The sequence below is a fragment of the Citrobacter sp. VF227 genome (genome assembly GCF_052950715.1).
This window is the reverse complement of the sequence record NZ_JBRFVF010000007.1, coordinates 112002-132875: the sequence shown is the minus strand read 5'-3', so window position 1 is coordinate 132875 and position 20874 is coordinate 112002. Positions and strand designations below refer to the sequence as shown.

Genomic DNA, 20874 nt, shown 5'->3' with positions numbered 1-20874 from the left:
GACTGTTACCTGAACGCTGCTATCTGTGTACTATATATGAAACAAACATTCCATTTTAAGTTGAAATAAAATAAATAATGATTAATGTGATCAAGGATGGGTTTTTATGTTAACAAGTGAAATTGCATGATTCACCTGCACTGGCAGAACGTTTCAGCAGGAGATAAGTCTGAAGCTTTTGTTTCGTTTTTTCGGTCGGATGAATGAGTGACATTTCAAAGACGCGGTTTTGCGTTTAGAATCATAAAACTATGCAACAGGAGGTAAAATGACGACAGCAACCAGCCTGAACGAACTGCAGCAGCAAATCCGCGATCGCTACGATGGACTGAGCAAGAGGCTGCAGCAGGTGTCCCGCTATGTGCTGGATAATACAAATAGCGTGGCTTTTGATACGGTTGCCGTCATTGCCGAGCGGGCCGGAGTGCCTCCCTCAACGCTTATCCGCTTCGCCAACGCCTTTGACTTCACCGGCTTCAACGAAATGAAACAGCTGTTTCGTATGAACCTGGTGGAGGAAACTGCCAGCTACAGCGATCGCGCGCGCCTGTTCCGGGAGATGGAAAGCGAAGCCGTGCCAGAAACGCCGCTTGATATCCTGCAGGAGTTCGCCCGTTCGAATACTCAGGCCCTACAGCAGCTGGCGGCCCGTGCCGAACCTGAAATGTTAGAACGCGCCGTACAATTACTGGCAGAAGCCGAGACCATCTACATCGCCGGTCTGCGTCGTTCGTTTAGCGTAGCCGCCTATCTCACCTACGCTCTGAGCCATCTTGAATGTCGCCCTATTTTGCTCGACGGTATGGGTGGGATGTTGCGCGAGCAAATTAACCGCATCAAAGCGCGCGATATTGTTGTGTCGATAAGCTTCTCGCCGTATGCGGAAGAAACGGTGATGGTCAGCGAAACCGCGGCCAATGCGGGCGCGCGCCAGATAGTCATAACCGACAGCCAGATAAGCCCGCTGGCAACGTTCAGCGATCTCTGCTTTGTGGTGAAAGAGGCGCAGGTTGACGCGTTTCGCTCTCAGTCAGCGACGCTGTGTCTGGTACAGTCGCTAGTGGTTGCGCTGGCTTACCGCCTGGGTGACGGGAGCAATGAACGCGGTCATTCTGTCGGGTAACCGGGCAGTCCACAAATTGATGGCCCGTCTTTTTATATTCCCGTCACGTGACGGGAATATGTCCAAAAATACTCTCTATTATTACCATAAGCTACAATTATACGACTATTAGCCAATCAACAATGTGCGTGCTGACAATAATGGGCAAAGGTTTACTATAGGCCTGTCTTTTTTAGCAGGAAAGTAAAAATGAATAAAGTAAAAGGGTTGCTGGTTATTGCCCTTACATTCGCCCTGGCAGCATGTGCTTCAATTCCTGAGAATATCAAAGGTAATAATCAATCCGATATTCAAAAAAACTTTATCTCAGTGCACAACCAACCCGGGTTATATACCGGTCAGCAGGCTCGCTTTGGGGGTAAAGTCATCAATGTGATTAACACCAAAACAGATACGCTACTGGAAATCGCCGTATTACCACTGAACAGCTACGCCAAACCACAAATAGACGCGAACTATCAGGGACGTATACTTGCCCAGCAGAAAGGGTTTCTCGACCCGGTAAACTACAGAAACCATTTCGTGACTATTTTAGGGACAATTCAAGGGGAAGAACCTGGATTCATCAATAAGGTCCCGTACAACTTTGTGAAAGTTGATTTACAGGGCATTCAGATTTGGCATTTAACAGATACTGTCAACACCACCTATAACCTGTGGGATTACGGATACGGCGCGTTCTGGCCTGAACCGATGTGGGGAGGCCCCTACTACACAAATACCGTAACCGAGGTTACACCGGAGCTCGTAAAATAACCCCGTAGTTAGATGGCGCTAATCTATCGCGGAATTTGATACAGGCGAAACATCCTTATCATCTTCCGTGTTTATCTTATTGCGCCATGCCACTGAATGCGATCCTTCGGCTAACATGAATTCTTCCTGTTACCTATAATTTACCCGCTAGCACTTTAGCGAAAAATGGGCTTTAGTCGTCTCATGCCTGAGCATCTTTTGTTATTTATCGATCACTCTCCCATCCTGCATGCAATACAAAAACATTTGTGTTTACACATTATTCAGGGATAACTATGAACAGAAAATGCTTACTCTTGATACCATTATTTTTTAGTAGCGTCATTATCACCGCCTGCGATAATAAACCAGCAGTAAAAAACACCGCCATAGAGCCCGAAGTCGGCGTTATTACCTTAGCGCCCTCTTCAGTAAATATTAAAAGTGAACTTCCGGGCCGCGCGGTTTCATTCGAGATCGCCGAAATCCGGCCTCAGGTTGGCGGGATAATCATAAAACGCAATTTTATTGAGGGTGATAAAGTCAGTAAAGGAGCATCACTGTATCAAATTGATCCTGCTCCGCTGCAGGCGCAACTGGATTCAGCCAAAGGCGCACTGGCAAAGGCATTAGCGACGGCCAATAATGTGCGTCTCACATTAAATCGGCAGTCAGCGTTACTTAAATCTAATTACGTCAGCCGTCAGGACTACGACACAACACGCTCCCAGCTGAATGAAGCGCAAGCCAATGTCGCTGTCGCCAAAGCGGATCTTGAGCAGGCCACCATCAACCTTCGTTACGCCAATGTCACCTCGCCGATTTATGGCATCAGCGGTAAATCATCCGTGACCGTGGGTGCCCTGGTCACTGCCAACCAGCAAAACGCACTGGTCACCGTTCAGCGTTTGGATCCTATTTATGTTGATTTAACGCAGTCAGTACAAGACTTCTTACGCCTGAAAGAAGAGAAAGCCAACGGCAAAATCGCCCAGCAACAGGGCAAAATTCCTGTTGAGCTGATGCTGGAAAACGGCAAACCCTATCGTCATACCGGTACGCTTGAGTTTGCCGATCCCGCCGTCGATGAGACCACTGGTTCGGTAACCCTGCGCGCGGTGTTCCCGAATCCTGAAGGTGAAATTTTACCCGGGATGTATGTCACGGCGTTGCTGGACGAAGGCAGTCAGCAGAACGTTTTGATGGTCCCCCAACAAGGGGTTACGCATAACGCGCAAGGAAAAGCCACCGTGCTTCTCCTTGACCAGGAAAACGTGGTGCAACTGCGCGAAATAAACGCCGTGAAGGCCGTTGGCAATCAATGGCTGGTGACCGCAGGTCTACGTCCCGGCGATCGGGTCATTGTGTCCGGACTACAACGAATTCGTCCGGGAGTCAAAGCCCGGGTCCTCCCTTCAAAACTGAACCCCCCTGATGCGGTAACAAAACAGTAATATTTCAGGTATTAAGGACACTCTCTTCATGGCCAACTTTTTTATTGAGCGCCCGGTTTTCGCATGGGTGCTTGCCATTATCATGATGTTTACCGGCGGTATCGCAATAATGAATCTGCCGATCGCCCAATATCCACAAATTGCTCCCCCGACCATTACCATCAGCGCCGCCTACCCAGGGGCTGACGCCAAGACCGTTGAAGACTCCGTGACTCAGGTGATTGAACAGAATATGAATGGTCTTGATGGCCTGATGTATATGTCATCCACCAGCGATGCGGCAGGTAATGCGTCAATCATCCTGACCTTCAAAACGGGCACATCGCCCGATATTGCGCAGGTTCAGGTACAGAATAAGCTGCAACTGGCAATGCCATCCTTGCCGCAGGAGGTACAGCAGCAAGGGATCAGCGTTGATAAATCGAGCAGCAATATTTTAATGGTCGCCGGCTTTATCTCTGATAATAACAGTCTGAGCCAATATGATATTGCCGACTATGTGGCCTCGAACATTAAAGACCCGCTAAGCCGTACTGCTGGGGTGGGGAGCGTGCAGCTATTCGGTTCACAATACGCTATGCGCATATGGCTTGATCCGCAAAAACTCGACAAGTATAACCTCACCCCGCAGGACGTCATTACCCAGCTCAAAGTTCAGAACAATCAGATCTCAGGCGGACAATTGGGGGGCATGCCACAGGCTGCCGATCAGCAGCTAAATGCGTCGATCATCGTCCAGACGCGCCTGCAAACTACCGATGAGTTTGGCAAGATCTTCCTCAAAGTTCAGCAAGATGGCTCCCAGGTTTTGCTGCGTGATGTCGCCCGCATTGAACTGGGCGCGGAAAATTATGCTACGGTTGCTCGTTACAACGGCAAACCCGCAGCCGGGATTGCGATTAAACTTGCCGCTGGCGCCAATGCTCTGGAAACATCTCAGGCGGTCAAACACGAACTGAACCGATTATCGGCCTGGTTTCCGGCCAGCATGAAAACCGTTTATCCTTATGACACCACGCCGTTTATCGAGATTTCAATTCAGGGTGTTTTTCATACATTGATCGAGGCAATCATTCTGGTGTTCCTCGTCATGTATCTGTTTTTACAAAGCTTCCGGGCAACGCTTATCCCCACAATCGCCGTTCCGGTGGTTATCCTCGGCACCTTTGCCATTCTCGACGTCGCCGGTTTCTCGATTAATACGCTCACGATGTTTGGCATGGTGCTGGCGATAGGGTTGTTAGTCGATGATGCTATCGTGGTAGTGGAGAACGTAGAACGTATTATTGCCGAAGAACACTTGTCACCCAAAGCGGCAACGCATAAAGCAATGGGCCAGCTCCAGAGGGCGCTGGTTGGTATTGCCGTCGTGTTATCCGCCGTATTTATGCCGATGGCATTTATGAGCGGCGCGACAGGAGAAATTTTCCGTCAGTTTTCCATCACCTTGATCTCCTCCATGCTGCTGTCGGTGTTTGTGGCGATGAGCCTGACGCCAGCACTCTGTGCCATGCTGTTAAAAGCACACGATGACGAGCAGGCAAATACGCATTTTCTGTTTGCCCGATTCAATCATTTCATGGAGAAATGCACTCAGCACTACACGGACAGCACCCGAAAACTGTTACGTTGCACTGGCCGTTACATGGTCGTTTACTTAGTCATTGGCGCGGGCATGATGGTGCTGTTTTTACGTACGCCGACCTCCTTTTTGCCTGAAGAAGACCAGGGGGTATTCATGACCACGGCGCAATTGCCCTCAGGTTCAACGATGGTAAACACCAGCAAAGTGCTTGGAGAAATAACGGATTACTACCTGACGAAAGAACAGAAAAACGTCGCGTCTGTTTTTACCGTAGGCGGATTTGGTTTTAGCGGTCAGGGACAAAACAATGGCCTGGCGTTTATCAGCCTGAAGCCGTGGTCAGAACGCATTGGCGAAGAAAACTCGGTTACCGCCATTATTCGACGGGCAATGATGGCCTTAAGTACCATCAATAATGCCGTCGTGTATCCGTTTAATTTACCCGCAGTGGCAGAATTGGGTACGGCTTCAGGTTTTGATATGGAGCTGCTGGATAACGGTAACCTTGGGCATGAAAAAATGATGCAGGCTCGAAACGAGCTTTTGGCTCTGGCCAGTCAGTCGTCCGGTGAGGTCGACGGGGTGCGTCCGAATGGTCTTGAAGACACGCCGATGTTCCGCATTCACGTCGACGCAAGGAAAGCGGAAGCCATGGGCGTCGCATTAGCGGATATCAATCAGACTCTCTCCACGGCCTTCGGTAGTCGCTATGTCAATGATTTTCTGAACCAGGGACGCGTTAAAAAAGTGTATGTCCAGGCTGATACGCCATTCCGTATGTTGCCGGACAATATCAATCGCTGGTACGTACGTAATGCCTCTGGCGCGATGACGCCGCTTTCCGCGTACTCATCAACCGAGTGGACCTACGGCTCTCCACGCCTTGAACGCTACAATGGTCAGCCAGCAATGGAAATTCTGGGCCAACCGGTTGAAGGGAAAAGCAGCGGTGATGCGATGAAATTTATGGCCTCGCTGATTAATAAACTGCCCGCGGGCGTCGGCTATGCCTGGACTGGCCTGTCTTATCAGGAAGCGCTGTCCACAAACCAGGCACCAATGCTGTACGGCATTTCGCTGATCGTCGTATTTCTGGCGCTGGCGGCGCTGTATGAAAGCTGGTCGATCCCATTTTCCGTGATGCTGGTTGTGCCAATCGGGGTGGTCGGCGCGTTGCTGGCAACCGATCTGCGCGGCCTGAGCAATGATGTTTACTTCCAGGTCGGCTTGCTCACCACCATGGGACTGTCGGCTAAAAACGCCATTCTGATCGTCGAGTTCGCCGTCGAGATTATGCAAAAAGAAGGGAAAACGCCGCTTGAAGCCGCGGTGGAAGCGGCCAAAATGCGCTTACGCCCTATTTTGATGACGTCACTGGCTTTCATTCTTGGAGTTATTCCACTGGCTATAAACAATGGCGCGGGTTCTGGCGCGCAAAATGCTGTCGGTACAGGTGTTATCGGTGGGATGCTGGCCGCAACGGTGCTGGCAATCTATTTTGTTCCGCTCTTCTTTGTGCTTGTTGAAAACATGCTGGCGCGATTTAAAGCACGGCGCTGATACCCTGCCCTATCCCTGGGATAAAGATATAAGATCCCAGGGATAGCGCTTCACTTGTGAGATCTACGAGTATTAGCGGACCCGGCTATCCAGCGAGTTTCTCGCGGATAGCTGGTTTTCTTGTAGGGGAACGACCGGGGTAGGTACAGAGGTTGTCAATTCTAACTAATGCCAGGCTATCAAAACGGTTAATCAATAGTGCAGGCCGGTATCCTGCAGATTTACAGCCAGTTCACCCAATTTAGCATCAGGATGTTGATGACACATTTTAACACTCACAATGCACTCCAGGGGCGCATTAATTTTTATCAGCGAGTTTATCAGTTTGTGCCAAGGTCGTATTTTTGCGCAGACTGATAAAAGCCAAAGAACTAAAGATCATCTCCACACCAATAAAGATGGAGGTAAACACATAAGATCTGTCAGGATCCATATTCAGCCACGCGCCAGCAATAAGCAGGTCAAAAATACCAATAAAGATATTCCATCCATAGCCCGGACTGCGGAACATTTTGACACCGGAAGCAACACGGAATATACCGCCGAGAATAAACAGGCAGCAAAAAACCATTGCCAGCGAATTCATGCCAATCACCGGATTAACAAGGAAACAGTATCCCAACAGTAACCACGCCATAGCAAAAAAGGCGTAAGTGAATCTGGCTTTCAACTGTTTTTTACCCGCGCTGAACAGGCTATAAATAGAATAGAAGCCACACACCAGGAACATAAAACCTGTGGCATAGCTTAAGTAAACGCCTGCGGCGATTGGATAGATTAAGCAGCAGATGCCGCAAATCAATAACAGCACTGCCATGATCGTGGCGTGTCTTTTATAGTGAAATAGTGTTTTTTCATTGAACGCTTTCAGGCTGCGCTGGTTAAAAACAAACATACATCCTCCGTCACATAGCAATGCAATGTAACCTGCAAATAAAAGAATAATACTCAGTTGATACATATCAATTACCATGGAATGATAAGACTTCCACTCAGGATTCGTATATAAGAATAAAGGAAATCCGTTATCCGTAAAATCCTACACACGTCAGACGTCTGACATCTGTAAGATTAAACGCTCATTATTCCTTCCTGGCTCTGATTCCTCTCATTTAATTTATTTAATATGCTTATTTCGTTTGGTGACATATACCAACTTTATTCAGGAGAAAGTAATGAAAAAGATTATTCTTGCGGGTCTGCTAGCAACCATGATGGGTTCAGCACCGGTAATGGCAGCGACCACTACCACTCCGGCACAAACTGCTACAGCAAATGTACAAAAAGAAGCTGCCGATATTATGCAGGTCGCGGTACAAGGTGCAAATGCGATGCGTGATATTCAGCTTGCCCGTCTGGCTCTGTTTCATGGACAACCTGACAGTGCAAAAAAATTAACAGATGACGCCGCTTCCCTGTTGGCAGGTGACAGCCACGACTGGGCGAAATTTGTAAAGGCTGCGCCTAAAGCCAAGATGATTGACGATCAGTACGTGGTCATCAATGCGACGGTTGCGCTGTCAGAAGATTATATTGCTACTCCGGCCAAAGAATCTGCTATCAAAACAGCGAATGGCAAAATGGCCAAAGGCGACTGGAAAGGTGCAGTGGATACTTTGCAACTGGCTGGTATCAGCGTACTTCAGACTCAATATCTGATGCCCCTGAATCAGACGCGTAAAGCCGTTACCAGCGCGCAGAAACTGCTGTCTTCAGGTAAATACTATGAAGCAAACCTTGTGTTAAAGGGGGCTGAAGAAGGCATTGTGATCGATAGCGAGATGCTGGGCGCAGGCCAGTAATACTCAGCACTACGGCGTGTTGAACCAGGACTTTCTCTCCTGCCCGGGCAGCTACGGCTACCCGAGCGGGAGGGTTAATGGCTAATCAGACTGTCGATCTCAATCTCAATTTCCCGCATCACAGCAACAATCTTTTGTAATGCTTCCTGACATACCGCCAGAGGAATATCCTCATGTCGCATAGATTCAAAAGGTTTGCATAGCGTCTGAAGCGCGGTAATCCCCAGAATTTGCGCTGAACCATGCAGCCGGTGCAGGGCGCGCAAAAACAGCTGAGGTTCATCTTCCCTAACGGCTTTCTCTGCCGCCTGTAGATCGCTGAGCGTGGCCTCACGAAATGTTTCGAGTATCTCGTTCATTAACGTGCGATCGCCGCCGGTATTTTCCGTCAAGACATTGAATTTCAGATGTCGGATTGCACCAGGAGACGAATAACCGGTTTCGATTTTACTCAATTCATGCGTCAGGGTCTGAATAGACACGGGCTTAAACAGACATAAATTCATTCCGTTTTGCAGACATCGATCGCGAGACTGCGGAAGTGCACTTGCCGTCAGCCCCCAGATTTGTAAATGGGGCTGCTGCTGACGTAGCGAAGCCGCGAGATCAAACCCGTCCTTCTTCGGCATATTCACATCAGTTATCAACAGATCGTATGATTTTTTAGCCAGTTTGGCTTCAGCTTCCTCACCATCACAGGCTTCATCCACACTGTAACCAATGGTGTTCAGCTGTCGCTTAAGCAGCAGGCGATTAGTTGGGTTGTCATCGGCTATCAAAATAGACAGACACGGCAGCGGCAACAGAGTACCTGGCGTGTCGCCATCCGGTACAACCGACTGGCGGGCAGTCTCGACCGGCAGCGTTATGGTAAACGTGGTTCCTTGCGACGGGATACTCATCAGCTCCAGCGTGCCGCCCATCAGCGTCACCAGCTCTTTGCAGATAAATAATCCCAGACCAGACCCCGTTTGCTGACGTCCGCAACACCCTTGAGCGTAACGATGAAACAGCCCAGCCTGCTCCTCTTCGCTAATCCCGCAACCTGTGTCGCTAATGGTGATGATCAGGGTACCGTGATTCTCCTCGTCAGGCGTCAAACGGGCCGTCACATGAATACTCCCCTGTTCGGTAAACTTCAGCGCATTGCCCACGAGGTTGGTAATAATTTGCCGCAAAGCCTGTTGGTCGACAAATACCCGCTCGTTTGCCGGCAATTGGCTCGTGCAAGCAAGCGTTATGCCTTTCTGTCTGGCTAAAGCATCAAAAGAGTGGCACTGCAATGCAAGGAGCTGTGAGAGATCCGTCCATTGAGGAACAACCTGGTATTTACCAGACTCAATCTTATCCACGTCCAGAATCTTACCGATCAGCCCAAGCAAGGACTGAGCCGTCGCCCCGGTAAGGGCAATCGCCTCTTTTCGCTGCGCCGGACTGAGTTCTGAACTCGACAGTAATTCCAGAAAGCCAACAATAGAGCTTACTGGGGTACGCAATTCATGGCTCATGCTCGCAAGAAAACGGCTTTTGGCCTTGGTCGCTTCAATCGCTTTGTTCTTTTCGATCTCCAGCTCTTGAGATAAAGCCTCTTTGAGATGAAGTTGTTCTTCCAATAGCCGCTGAGATTGTTTTCTTTTATTTACCTCACGAGAGAGTGAAATCCCCCAGATCAGGCTAACCGCTATCAGCAAAAGCGCAAACACCACCAGTTGATAGAACTGTTTGCTATATCGACTCCAGATATCGACCTGCGTATTAGAAATTTTCGACCACTTCTCCGTCATCTGCAAAATCTCACGCGGCGGAATGGCCTGGAGCGCTTTATCCATAACAGACTTCAACATGGGCTCGCGGGGAGAAACTGCAAAGCTCACGGAGGCGCCAGGCATATCCGGAAGCCTAAAAAAGTGCATATTTTTCTGGTAGTAATGATCGACCATGTACCTTGCCGACAATTCGGTAGCGATCGCCGCGTCAACCTTACCCTCCCTGAGCATAGACATCGCGACGCTGCCTGTATCAGCATCCACCCAGGTGGCCTGGGGATAGCGTTGTCTCAAATCACTTTCCAATGCATGTCCGGCGGGCAACGCAATACGGATCGGTTTATTCAGTAGCGAGTCGGCTGCTTCCTCGCGGGAAGTGATCATCACAAATGCGACATTCATCAGCGGATCGCTAAAGGTCGAGTTTCGCTGATTTTGCGTAGTCAGCGTAATGGTGGGATACATATCCCAGTCTTCACCGCTGATTATTTTCATCTGTTCGCTTTTGGAATCAGCTAAAATAGGTTCAAAATCGAGACCCGTTTGCAGATGAACAATATTCAGCAAATCACCAAGAATACCGCGAAGCTCCCCGCTGCGATCGACCAGAGTATACGGTGGGTAGTCTGGGTTGATCAAAATACGAATAGTGTGTTTTTTCTCCAGCCACGCTTTTTCCTGATGAGTGAAAGGAATAGGCGCATTCAGATAAGCAAGGTTACCGCGGTTCAGCCAGTTCTGCATGACCTGCATATGGATTTCATTACTGATTGACGTAATGAAACTATCAAGAATAGTTCTTAATACCGGCTGGTCTTCCTTTACTACAAAATAATTATATTGTTCTTGCTGATTAAAGTAGTGCGTAATAACCAGTGATTGCGAAAAATATCGTGAGATACAATGACTGCTGGTGATATTGTTACCAATATAATATTGGTTCTCATCATTTACTACCGACGCCATAGCCTGATATTCGTCGTCGTAGAATGAAACTTTAGCCTCAGGAAAAGCATCCTGGATAACATCAAGAAAAGGACAATCTCGCACACACGCGACGCTAACCTGATGCCCGGAGGTCAGCGGCAGCATGGTGTTTTTTAGCGAAGTCACCAACGTCGGCCACGTCGTCAACAAGGCAGAAGTACGCAATAAATGCCCGCCGATCTCCTGGCGCCTTGAAAGCTGGGTTATCAACGTATCAACGTCGTTACTGGCAAGTGCGGCCAACGCTTCTTTCTCATTATCATACTGCTTTATAACAATTTTTAGATTGAGAATCTTTTGCATCAGCGCCAGATAGTCTGCGTTGACTCCCCGATAATATTCACCGCTATTTTGATAAACAATGGGGGAAACTTCCGGTAACCAGGTGCCAACAACCAAGGTTTTCTTATGCGCTAACCAGTTTGTTTCTTCCTTGTTCAAGCTGATATTCTGTACTGAGGTATTATAGTTACTTTTTAGCTCAACTTGCCGAGCCGAGCTTACACCCATAGACAACCCGATGGTAAATATGACCATCAAAAAAATAAACAAGCGTGCCAGCATTACTCTATCCTATTTTATTTCTCTGCGCATAATCATAAATTTCCATTAATGATGAGCAATCTAATTTTTCCATTAAACGACTTTTATAGGTGCTTACTGTTTTATTACTGATGTTCATTTTGCTGGCAATAGTGCTGTAATCCATACCGTTAAGAATATAGCGCAACACTCTCATTTCCTGGGTTGACAACGTATCAAGCTTATCCTGCTCGCTAACAGATGAACCAGTGAAATGCTCAAGGGAAAAGGGGAAATAGCTATAGCCATTTTTTGCTGCTTCGATTGCGGCGAGAATATTATTCATACCTTCTTTTTTACTCACAAATCCGTTAGCGCCATATTCGGCGCTACGTTTGCCGTAAAAAAATTCATTTTTGGCTGAAATGATAATGATTACACCAGCATAGTGTCGCTTTCGCAGTTGCTCCAGTACTTCGATGCCGCTGATCCCCGGAATATCCACATCAATAATCAGCAGTTCAGGCTTCATTTTTTCAACGGTTTGAACCACTTGCTCCCCGCTGTCAAGCTCGGTGGTTACGGTAATACCATTAGTGTCGAGCAAATTGCGGATGGCTATGCGAGCTAATGGGTGATCGTCAACGATTATCGCGTTCATTGCGTGTAAGAATCCCGATAAATAAAGAGAGGCGATGGCTATAGAGCAGGTGTGCCTTCAACGTTATGATTTATGAAAATAAGGCTTTTTCAGGTAAATCCTAACATAATTACTCGTCTGTTTTATTCATTTTTTTATAAAAACGAAGATCAAGGCATAAACGCAACACTGTAATTTACAAATTTTAAACCTTGAACCTATCTAAATATCAAACTATTAACACAATATAAAGGAATATTCTTACACGTGTAGGACAAATCGCTCATTTATTATAATTTATTCTTAATGACCAGGAACATATAGTCGGAATATTGTTCATCAGAACTGCGGGGGCGTATATGAAAAATAGCTATCTAAAAATCAATTTTATACCCGACCAAATATAGAGAAAACCTGCTGAATTTAGAGAGAAACTCCCTGCGGCTCTGGAACAGCAGTGCCACAGGGAGGCCGCTATTAATCAGGCTTTACTGGGCAATGCCCCTATTGCATGCGAGCTTTTCACCGTCAGCGTAACGACGGCAGAACACAACAGCGCGGCAATCATAAAGATAAAAGCACTGTTATAACTTCCGCCGCTGCTTTGAATCAGCCAGCCGATGATCGGAGCAGAAACAACGCCCGCCATCTGCCCACCAAAGTTAACGATACCGGATGCCCGTCCCATAATGTTGCTGGGAATGGTATCCATCAGAATGCCCCAGAATGTCGCCATGGCGAAGAACATGAACAGGGCTGAAATACACTGATACACCACTGCCATATCTGCACTGCTCACGCTGAAAGTCAGATACAGGAAACCCGCAGCAATAACCGAGGTCACGACATACAACGTTTTACGCTGGGGTTTAAATTTATCTGAGCAATAGCCGCCCAATAATGTTCCACCTGCGCCAAACAGGAAAGGAATAGCCGCCATAACACCGGTTTTTGCCAGAGAAAACTCACGAACGGTGATCAGGTAGCTAGGCAGCCAGGTTGAAAACCCCCAGAAGGTGATATCAAACAAAAACCAAATACTTGCCATTTGCCAGAGCACCGGCATTTTCAACACATCTTTAAACGCGATACCGCTGGTGTTTTGTAGGCTCCCCTGTTCGTCAGCAGCCAGCTCCGCTAGATCCTGCTGCGTAATGGCAGGGTGATCTTTCGGGTTATCACGAGTAAATAAGTAGATGCCCGCCGCAATAAACAGACCCGGAATACCCAGCACGATAAAGACCATGTGCCAGCCAAAAGCCCCGATTATACTTGCCGCTACAACTACTGCCAGCGCTGGGCCTAAGGTGTTTACCGTCGACTGAATCGCTGTGGCGCGGCCACGCTCTTTCGACGGGAAATAGGTCGATATCATCTTCCACGACGCCGATGGGAAGCAACCTTCACCAACACCAAAGAAGAAGCGAACGGCCAGCATCAATGGCAGCGTCAATACGGCGCCGGTCAAGCTGGTGAAAACAGACCACCAGGCAATACCGATGGCCATGATTTTGCGCGAGCCAAACTTATCCGCCAGCAAACCGCCGGGAATTTGAAACGCAGCATAACCAATAAAAAAGGCGCTAATAATTAACCCTTGTTGGGTCGTATCCAGATTTAAATCTTTGCCGATATAAGGGAGCGAGACGCTCATCACCATTCTGTCGAGAAAAGAGAGCAGCCACGCCAGCCAGATCAATGTCAGGACGGTATATCTTGCTTTCCAGGTCTTTGGTTTACCTGAAGGTAAAGATGTTTGTAGGTTCATTGTGATGTCCTTAGGGTGTAGTGATCTACCGCGGCCATAAATGGTCGCGATAAATCAATGCGTGTTTAGCGTTATTTATTAATATTGTTTTCTAATAACCGTACCGCTACAGGCATAACTTTCAGTGCCATTGATTAAGGCTATGCGTCCATTAACCATGACAATTTCAATCCCTTCCGGATATTGATTAGGTTCAACAAAGGTACCCTTATCAGCAATGGTGTTCGGATCGAACATCACAATATCCGCCGCGTACCCCACCTTCAGCAGTCCGCGATCCTGCAGGCCTAATACCTCCGCAGGTTTACCCGTCATCTTACGGATTGCCGCCTCCCAGCTCAGACATCCCTCTTCACGCACATATTTACCGAGCACGCGAGGGAATGCGCCAAAAACGCGCGGGTGCGGTTTGCCAGCACCCATTAAACCGTCGGTACAAACGTTTTGCTCCGGGCGGCAAAGGAACTTAATCACATGTTCTTCAGTACCGTAAAAGTCGACCATCCCCACGGCGTTTTCTTCTTCAAACAGCAGATCGAAGGTGGCGTTGTAGGGATCTTTTCCGCGTAGCTCCCCCAGTTGCACAAGGTTCAGACCGACGGCATCCTGGTTTTTTGCCGTTTTCACGCTGGTGACAAAAATCTGATCCAACCCAGCAAAATCGATAAAGTTATCCCAGCCGGGAATGCCTTGCTGAATATCGTCAATCATTTTGGCGCGCAGTTCAGGCGAGGCCAGGCGCTCAAGCAATTTATCCGTTCCACCCGAATGGACCCACGGCGGTAGGATCACGCCGAGCATCGTGCTGCCCGCCACGTAGGGATACTGGTCGAAAGAGATACGAATCCCGGCTTCCTGCGCCTGTTCCAGCATGCCCAGCATCTGGTCAATCAGCCCCCAGTTTTTCTTACCGCAAACCTTCATATGCGAAATATGCAGCCAGACGCCAGTAGCTGTGGCGATATCAATCAGCTCCTGTGTGGAGTTGATAATATCGTCCGCTTCACTGCGCTGATGCACCACAAAGATCCCGTCATATTTCGCCGTCACTTTGCATAGTTCAATCATTTCGGCGGTATCACCAAAGGCGCAAGGCATATAGATAAGCCCAGTTGAAAGACCAAATGCTCCGGCTTTTAATTCCCGTTCCAGGACTTCGCACATCTTCGCCACATCTTCACGAGTGGAAGGACGACCATCCAGACCCATGGCTTCCATACGCACGTTGCCATGTGGCACTAAATACGCAAGGTTTGTCGCCGGATGACGCGATGCCAGCAGATTGAGGTAACCGTCAGTATTTTTATATTTCCAGTCTATTTTGTCAGTATCGCCATCCAGGCCAGCGATATTTTTACGCCAGGCCGGAATGTATTCTTCAGGCAACGGTGCCAAAGCAACACCATCCTGCCCTAATAACTCGGTGGTAATACCCTGGCGAATTTTTGCCGACAGTGCGGGGTTAATAATGGCCGAAAGGTCAGAGTGCGTATGAGTATCAATAAAACCGGGACAAATAATTTTACCTGTTGCATCAATAACCTGATCATTAACGCCAACATCAATTTCGCCGATTGCGACAATACGTCCTTCATCAACCATCACATCGGCAATTCTGCCGTCGCAGCCCGTCCCATCGATTACATTTCCGTTTTTGAAAATGGTTTTCATCGTTATTCTCCATAGCGATGTCGATTTACGACACCGCTTGTAAGGTAAGAGGTGGTTTCTTTATTGTTATTGGCGATAGAGTGTCTGGATGATGCTGTAATAGCCGCTGGCCGAGCCGGTTAACTGCTCGATCTCAATATACTCATCAATGGTGTGGGCCAGATTTTCCCGCGAAGGACCAAAGCCGATGGTTTTGATTCCCGCTTCTCCCGCATAGTGGCTGCCGTTGGTACAAAATGAGTACTGCGTGATAGTTGGATTAAACCCGGCCTCGCGAATGCCAGCCAGAGCGGCCTGCACGAATTCGTCGGACTCGTCATACACCCAACCCGGGAAGAAGCGCTCGCCCTCAATCGTGGCACCGGTATAGCAAGACTCCTGACCCACCGCGTAGGAAACACAGGCTTTAAACTGTGGATCCTGTGCGGTAAGTTCCGCGAGCGCATTTTCCAGTGGGGCAATAACGCTTTCTTTGGTTTCACCCACCAGCAAACGACGATCGTAGGTTGCGCGACAGTAATCTGGCACGACCGAAGCTCCTGGGTACGGCGAAGATTTAATGTCGGTAAGTTCAAGGATGCCTGGCCCCAGAATTGGGTGCGTTGGCGGTGTAATTGTGCGAATTTTGTCGATCAATTGCGCCATTTTGTACACCGCGTTAATTCCTGCCTGCGGGTTGGCGGAGTGCGCAGGTTTACCGAACGTTTCGACCACAATTTCTGCGCGGCCACGCTGACCAATTTTCAGGTTTAACTCGGAAGCTTCACCGATAATCACGTAATCCGGCTTATAGCGCTCGCTGACCAGCCGAGCGGCAATGCCTTCAAAGCACTCTTCATGCACAATACAGGCAACGTAGATTTTGCCGGCGAAATTACGTTGATTGTCCTGACCAAAAAAACCCACGGCGGAGATCATTGCCGCCACGGCACCTTTCATGTCAGTTGTGCCGCGACCATAAATTTTGCCATCTTCGATATCGCCGCCGTACGGATTGCGGCTCCACTTCTCTTCGTTGACCGGTACGGTATCAATATGTCCATCGAGAACCAGCGTTTTCCCCGGCTGATTACCGACAATACCACCAACTATGTTGCCGTACTTATCAACATGGATGTCATCAAACTGGTAATGCTGCATCATTATTTTTATGGCATTAACCACATCCCCTTCCTGACCCGAATAACTTTTTTGTTGGATTAGCGCCTGACAGTTTCTAATGACTTCATCAATACGGTTTGCAGATAACATGGGTTTCTCCGTTATTTCTCACAATCAGGAAACGAGTTGTTGATGCCCGGGTACTGACCGCCCCAGACAATATTCAGGTATTGTTGCGGGTCGGTATCTCCCTCGGTGCTGATCAGCAACACCCGGGAATGCACATCCAGCCCCAATTGTTCACGCGTATGCGCCAGTTCAGGCGATGTCATCAGCAGCGCCAGCAGGCCGGTAGTGACCGCACCTGACTCGCCAGATACGATCTGCGGATCGCCCGCCAGCGGATTACCCAGCATGCGCATACCCAGCGCCGCAACTTCATCAGGGCAGGAGGCAAATGCGTTGGCATAATCACGCAGCAGTTTCCAGCCGATACTATTTGCCTCACCGCAGGCGAGACCAGCCATCACGGTGAGTAAATCACCGCCCACCGCGATCGCATCCCCCTCTTTAGAACGTGCGGAGCGGTAAAGACAATCGGCAATCAATGCCTCGGCGACAATCACTTTTGGACGATTTTCCCCCCAGGCTGCCGTCACCATTCCCTGAACCATTCCAGCAAACGAACCAACGCCTGCCTGAACAAAAATATGCGTCGGTGCAACCTGATGCAGTTGATCTATCGCTTCCAGCATTAGCGTGCCGTAACCCTGCATAATCCACTGCGGGATTTTTTCATATCCTTCCCAGGCAGTATCCTGCACCACAATCCAGCCATGTTTTTGTGCCTGTTCCGCGGTCATACGCACCGCATCGTCATAGTTCATATCGACGATTTCAGCGGTAGCGCCTTCATTACGGATGGACGTCAGACGCTGCTGCGAAGAGCCTTTAGGCATGTAAACCACCGCTTTTTGCTTCAGTTGACGCGCCATCCATGCCACGCCGCGACCGTGGTTACCATCAGTGGTGGTGGCAAACGTAACGGTTTGTAGATCGCGGCGCACCTCTTCGCTGGTCATCACGTCAAACGGCAGGTCACTGATATCCTTGCCGACTAATTCAGCGATATGGCAAGCCATCGCATAGGACCCGCCCAACGCTTTGAAGGCTTTCAGGCCAAAACGTTGAGACTCATCCTTGAGATAGATATTTTTAACACCCAGCCTTTGTGCAAGAGCCGGCAGCGCATATAACGGCGTCGGCGCATAGCCCGGAATAGACCGATGAAAATTCAACGCTTTTACCAGTTCCTGGCGACTAAACGGTGCCAGCGGCGCGCTCGGATGTTCGGTAAACGGTGTCTGGTTGATAAAAAATGATAAGTTTTCCTGCATCATAAAACCTCATTGTCCTGGTATTTCATTCCCTGTAGTTAAGGTAATACAGAGATATTTACGCTATCGGTATTCCCAATAGAGCAAAATGCTTACCAGTTTTTTATGCCTTGAGTAAAATCTTAGGAATATTTTAATAAAGACTTTATTTTCAAGTAATTAAAGCAACACCATGATTGATACTAAAAATACTACAGCGTCAGTTTATCGCCTGAATTTGAGAAATTCTCACTGTTGATAAATAGTGTGATCGAGGAAGATAAAACAGAAAAAACATAATAAAACAAAGCAGTAGATTGATTTTTCGCAAATCATTTCCGTAGTGGTTCGCCTATTTATCATTTTCTTTGAGAAATACGACACACTGCCGGAGAAGTACCATGATTTCAGTACTCAGCAATATTCAGGATGATATATGCAATTATGCCGACGCGATTTCTGGCATAACCGGTACGGACGTTGAAATCATCGATGAATCTTTAATGCGCATCGCTGGTACCGGTAAATACCGGCATATGCTCAATGAGAACGTGGCAAAAAATGGCTACATCTACCGCCACGTTTTGCAGGTCAGAGAAACGGTTCTTATCAAAAACCCCGGCGAACATCCGCTTTGTCAGTTATGTGAAAAACACCGCTACTGTTCTGAAATGCTCGATTTGAACGCACCTATTTTTCTCAACAACCGCGTGATTGGAGTAATCGGCATTATTTGCTCAACCCAGACGCAGCGTGACACGTTATTGAGCCAGATTGATAAATTTGTCACTTTTATTGAGCAAATCGCGGTGATGATCTCCAGTAAGGTATTTGAATGTCTGGAGCGTTTACGTGCGCAGGAAACGCTCGGCGCATTTCGACGTCTGATAGATGCCATGGACCGCGGCGTTGTGGCAATTGATGGCAATGGTCTTATCTGGCATGCCAATCACTCAGCCGATCGTATTCTTAACCGCGAGGTTCAGGGATTACCACTGACTATTGAAATAACCGGGGACAGCTTGTATGGCGATGAAGAAGCGTGGCTGACGCTTGAAGGCCAGAAACACCATGTACTGTGCAAACAAATTTCGCTCTCCTCGCTGGATAACGATCGCTTAACTATGGTCATCTTTCGTGATGCATACGACTACCTGAGTACCCTTACCCCATCCCCTTATGAATCAGACGCGCAGGTGCGGCTGATTGGTCACTCTTCTTCAATGGAACAGCTCAGAAGCACCATTGGCAAAATTGCCAAAAGCTATGCCAGCGTGCTCATCACCGGGGAAAGCGGCTCGGGTAAAGAGGTCGTGGCATTTGCCATTCACCAAAACAGCCCACGCAAAGCCGCCCCTTTCGTGACAATTAACTGCGCGGCAATCCCCGAGCAACTCCTGGAAAGCGAACTGTTTGGCTACGTGCGTGGTGCATTTAGCGGTGCAGACCCCAAAGGACGAATGGGGAAATTTGAACTGGCCAACGGCGGCAGTCTGTTTCTGGATGAGATCGGTGATATGCCATTGCACCTGCAGGCCAAGCTGCTCAGGGTTTTGCAGGAAAAGGCAATTACCCGCGTTGGTTCTAATAACACCATCAATATTGATGTGCGCATTATTGCCGCGACTAACAAAAATATTAGTGCGATGGTGGAGAATAATCAGTTTCGCGAAGACTTATTCTATCGTCTGAATGTTGTCCCTCTGGTACTTCCTTCCCTGCGCGAACGTCGGGCTGATATCGCTGTTCTCGCACAATATTTTGCCGATGAATTTTCGGTCAGTTACCAGCGTTCACCGCAGAAGCTGCCCGACGACGTTATTAACCGCCTTTATGCCTGGCACTGGCCGGGTAACATTCGTGAATTACGCAATGTCATCGAATACATTTTTGTGATGCGCGGAGAAGCTGCCGGTATCAATGCCAGCCATCTGCCCCCTTATTTACTCACCTCGGCTGACGGCAGAAAAACAACGATGACCGAGCCCCCCCGACTTTTGGCGAACCAAGGGAAACAAGCGAAAAGGGACGCCATCGAAAATGCCATCCAGCGATTTGGATCAAGTGTGGAGGGCAAAAAACAGGCCGCGTCAGAACTGGGGATCAGTATTGCCACACTCTATCGAAAAATAAAACTGTACGGACTGTAAGCTTTCCTTATTAACTGAGAAGCCCGCACAACGCGGGCTTCTCATCGGTATAACAGAGCAAATTAAGCCCGAAAATACTTAATCAAACACACCATTAATTACCGCGGTGACAATCGCCGTACTCAGTGCAATCAACACCAGATTGTCGCCCACAACCTGCCATTCATAACCTGGATAATACGGCAATTGGTTCAGCATAGAGGATGGAACACTTTTCTTAGCGATCCCCGGAGGAAGCGGCTTTCCTCGCGCCAGATTTTTGGCGATACCCGGAGGCAGTGACTTATAGCCCGTCAAACCATATCTGACGGCATACTGTCTGGCCACGTTATAGCTGATGTCACTATCAACATGGTCCGGCTTACCATAATTTTTACGTTGTTCTGCCTGCGAACTGCTTTTCTGGCTATTGCCCTTATTCCCGCTATTACCATGATTGCTACTATTTCCATGGTTGCCACTATTTCCATGGTTGCCACTATTACCATTGCCGTTGCCATTACCGGGGTTGGCCAATACTGGGGTGGCGCACATCGTCATCGCGGCAACGGCGACTAAAGCTGTTGCTAAAGCACGAAGTCTGGACATGATGATTCCTTAAAATGTGGATACATATAAAAATGTACGGTATCGC

General features: G+C 48.4%; 14 protein-coding genes. 6 read left to right on the top strand and 8 right to left on the bottom strand.

Annotated features, from left to right (window positions below; all coding sequences use genetic code 11):
• Positions 1–268 precede the first annotated feature (268 nt).
• The 4 genes from ACU8YC_RS19595 to ACU8YC_RS19580 all read left to right on the top strand — a co-directional run bounded on the left by ACU8YC_RS19595 (position 269) and on the right by ACU8YC_RS19580 (position 6457).
• Positions 269–1123 carry a MurR/RpiR family transcriptional regulator gene (locus ACU8YC_RS19595; RefSeq protein WP_151218140.1) on the top strand — a complete coding sequence of 285 codons (855 nt, stop codon included), beginning with the start codon at positions 269–271 and terminating at the stop codon, positions 1121–1123.
• Between the two features lie 189 nt (positions 1124–1312).
• Complete coding sequence (locus ACU8YC_RS19590) at positions 1313–1879, top strand: Slp family lipoprotein (RefSeq protein ID WP_151224217.1); 567 nt, start codon at positions 1313–1315, stop codon at positions 1877–1879.
• A 275-nt stretch (positions 1880–2154) separates the two neighbouring features.
• Entirely contained in the window at positions 2155–3312 is a 1158-nt protein-coding gene (locus ACU8YC_RS19585) for an efflux RND transporter periplasmic adaptor subunit (RefSeq protein ID WP_278238497.1), read from the top strand.
• A gap of 28 nt (positions 3313–3340) precedes the next feature.
• Positions 3341–6457 carry an efflux RND transporter permease subunit gene (locus ACU8YC_RS19580; RefSeq protein ID WP_187253071.1) on the top strand — a complete coding sequence of 1039 codons (3117 nt, stop codon included), beginning with the start codon at positions 3341–3343 and terminating at the stop codon, positions 6455–6457.
• 298 nt (positions 6458–6755) lie between these two features.
• Here ACU8YC_RS19580 and ACU8YC_RS19575 read toward each other — a convergent pair whose 3' ends face one another.
• Complete coding sequence (locus tag ACU8YC_RS19575) at positions 6756–7352, bottom strand: DUF308 domain-containing protein (protein ID WP_278238515.1); 597 nt, start codon at positions 7350–7352, stop codon at positions 6756–6758.
• 280 nt (positions 7353–7632) lie between these two features.
• Here ACU8YC_RS19575 and ACU8YC_RS19570 point away from each other — a divergent pair, with 280 nt between their 5' ends.
• Positions 7633–8259, top strand: a complete 627-nt coding sequence (locus tag ACU8YC_RS19570; protein WP_151218142.1) for a YfdX family protein — start codon at positions 7633–7635, stop codon at positions 8257–8259.
• 74 nt (positions 8260–8333) lie between these two features.
• Here the strand turns inward: ACU8YC_RS19570 and ACU8YC_RS19565 are convergent, their stop codons facing one another.
• From ACU8YC_RS19565 to dpaL, 6 genes are all read right to left on the bottom strand, one after another.
• Positions 8334–11576, bottom strand: coding sequence for a response regulator (locus tag ACU8YC_RS19565; protein WP_446895664.1), 3243 nt, complete (start codon positions 11574–11576; stop codon positions 8334–8336).
• A 4-nt stretch (positions 11577–11580) separates the two neighbouring features.
• Positions 11581–12195 carry an acid-sensing system DNA-binding response regulator EvgA gene (gene evgA / locus ACU8YC_RS19560; protein ID WP_151218143.1) on the bottom strand — a complete coding sequence of 205 codons (615 nt, stop codon included), beginning with the start codon at positions 12193–12195 and terminating at the stop codon, positions 11581–11583.
• A 460-nt stretch (positions 12196–12655) separates the two neighbouring features.
• Positions 12656–13942: an MFS transporter gene (locus ACU8YC_RS19555; RefSeq protein ID WP_047358943.1), complete on the bottom strand. Its 1287-nt coding sequence runs from the start codon at positions 13940–13942 to the stop codon at positions 12656–12658.
• 78 nt (positions 13943–14020) lie between these two features.
• On the bottom strand, positions 14021–15613 hold the full coding sequence (locus ACU8YC_RS19550; RefSeq protein WP_446895663.1) for an N-acyl-D-amino-acid deacylase family protein: 1593 nt from the start codon (positions 15611–15613) through the stop codon (positions 14021–14023).
• Positions 15614–15679: 66 nt separating this feature from the next.
• A complete protein-coding gene (locus ACU8YC_RS19545; protein WP_252838680.1) occupies positions 15680–16864 on the bottom strand; it encodes a YgeY family selenium metabolism-linked hydrolase in 1185 nt (394 codons plus the stop codon).
• An 11-nt stretch (positions 16865–16875) separates the two neighbouring features.
• Positions 16876–18111 (bottom strand): diaminopropionate ammonia-lyase, encoded by a 1236-nt coding sequence (gene dpaL / locus ACU8YC_RS19540; RefSeq protein WP_151218395.1) that lies wholly within the window; start codon positions 18109–18111, stop codon positions 16876–16878.
• A 380-nt stretch (positions 18112–18491) separates the two neighbouring features.
• Here dpaL and ACU8YC_RS19535 point away from each other — a divergent pair, with 380 nt between their 5' ends.
• Positions 18492–20240, top strand: coding sequence for a sigma-54 interaction domain-containing protein (locus ACU8YC_RS19535; RefSeq protein WP_151218146.1), 1749 nt, complete (start codon positions 18492–18494; stop codon positions 20238–20240).
• A 78-nt stretch (positions 20241–20318) separates the two neighbouring features.
• Here ACU8YC_RS19535 and ACU8YC_RS19530 read toward each other — a convergent pair whose 3' ends face one another.
• Entirely contained in the window at positions 20319–20828 is a 510-nt protein-coding gene (locus ACU8YC_RS19530; RefSeq protein ID WP_286542284.1) for an anti-virulence regulator CigR family protein, read from the bottom strand.
• Between the last annotated feature and the right edge of the window lie 46 nt (positions 20829–20874).

Excerpts from the sequence above, each read along its gene's own strand:
- ACU8YC_RS19595 (WP_151218140.1), top strand. The coding sequence starts at position 269 with ATGACGACAGCAACCAGCCTGAACGAACTGCAGCAGCAAATCCGCGAT.
- ACU8YC_RS19590 (WP_151224217.1), top strand. The coding sequence starts at position 1,313 with ATGAATAAAGTAAAAGGGTTGCTGGTTATTGCCCTTACATTCGCCCTG.
- ACU8YC_RS19585 (WP_278238497.1), top strand. The coding sequence starts at position 2,155 with ATGAACAGAAAATGCTTACTCTTGATACCATTATTTTTTAGTAGCGTC.
- ACU8YC_RS19580 (WP_187253071.1), top strand. The coding sequence starts at position 3,341 with ATGGCCAACTTTTTTATTGAGCGCCCGGTTTTCGCATGGGTGCTTGCC.
- ACU8YC_RS19575 (WP_278238515.1), bottom strand. The coding sequence starts at position 7,352 with ATGTTTGTTTTTAACCAGCGCAGCCTGAAAGCGTTCAATGAAAAAACA.
- ACU8YC_RS19570 (WP_151218142.1), top strand. The coding sequence starts at position 7,633 with ATGAAAAAGATTATTCTTGCGGGTCTGCTAGCAACCATGATGGGTTCA.
- ACU8YC_RS19565 (WP_446895664.1), bottom strand. The coding sequence starts at position 11,576 with ATGCTGGCACGCTTGTTTATTTTTTTGATGGTCATATTTACCATCGGG.
- evgA (WP_151218143.1), bottom strand. The coding sequence starts at position 12,195 with ATGAACGCGATAATCGTTGACGATCACCCATTAGCTCGCATAGCCATC.
- ACU8YC_RS19555 (WP_047358943.1), bottom strand. The coding sequence starts at position 13,942 with ATGAACCTACAAACATCTTTACCTTCAGGTAAACCAAAGACCTGGAAA.
- ACU8YC_RS19550 (WP_446895663.1), bottom strand. The coding sequence starts at position 15,613 with ATGAAAACCATTTTCAAAAACGGAAATGTAATCGATGGGACGGGCTGC.
- ACU8YC_RS19545 (WP_252838680.1), bottom strand. The coding sequence starts at position 16,864 with ATGTTATCTGCAAACCGTATTGATGAAGTCATTAGAAACTGTCAGGCG.
- dpaL (WP_151218395.1), bottom strand. The coding sequence starts at position 18,111 with ATGCAGGAAAACTTATCATTTTTTATCAACCAGACACCGTTTACCGAA.
- ACU8YC_RS19535 (WP_151218146.1), top strand. The coding sequence starts at position 18,492 with ATGATTTCAGTACTCAGCAATATTCAGGATGATATATGCAATTATGCC.
- ACU8YC_RS19530 (WP_286542284.1), bottom strand. The coding sequence starts at position 20,828 with ATGTCCAGACTTCGTGCTTTAGCAACAGCTTTAGTCGCCGTTGCCGCG.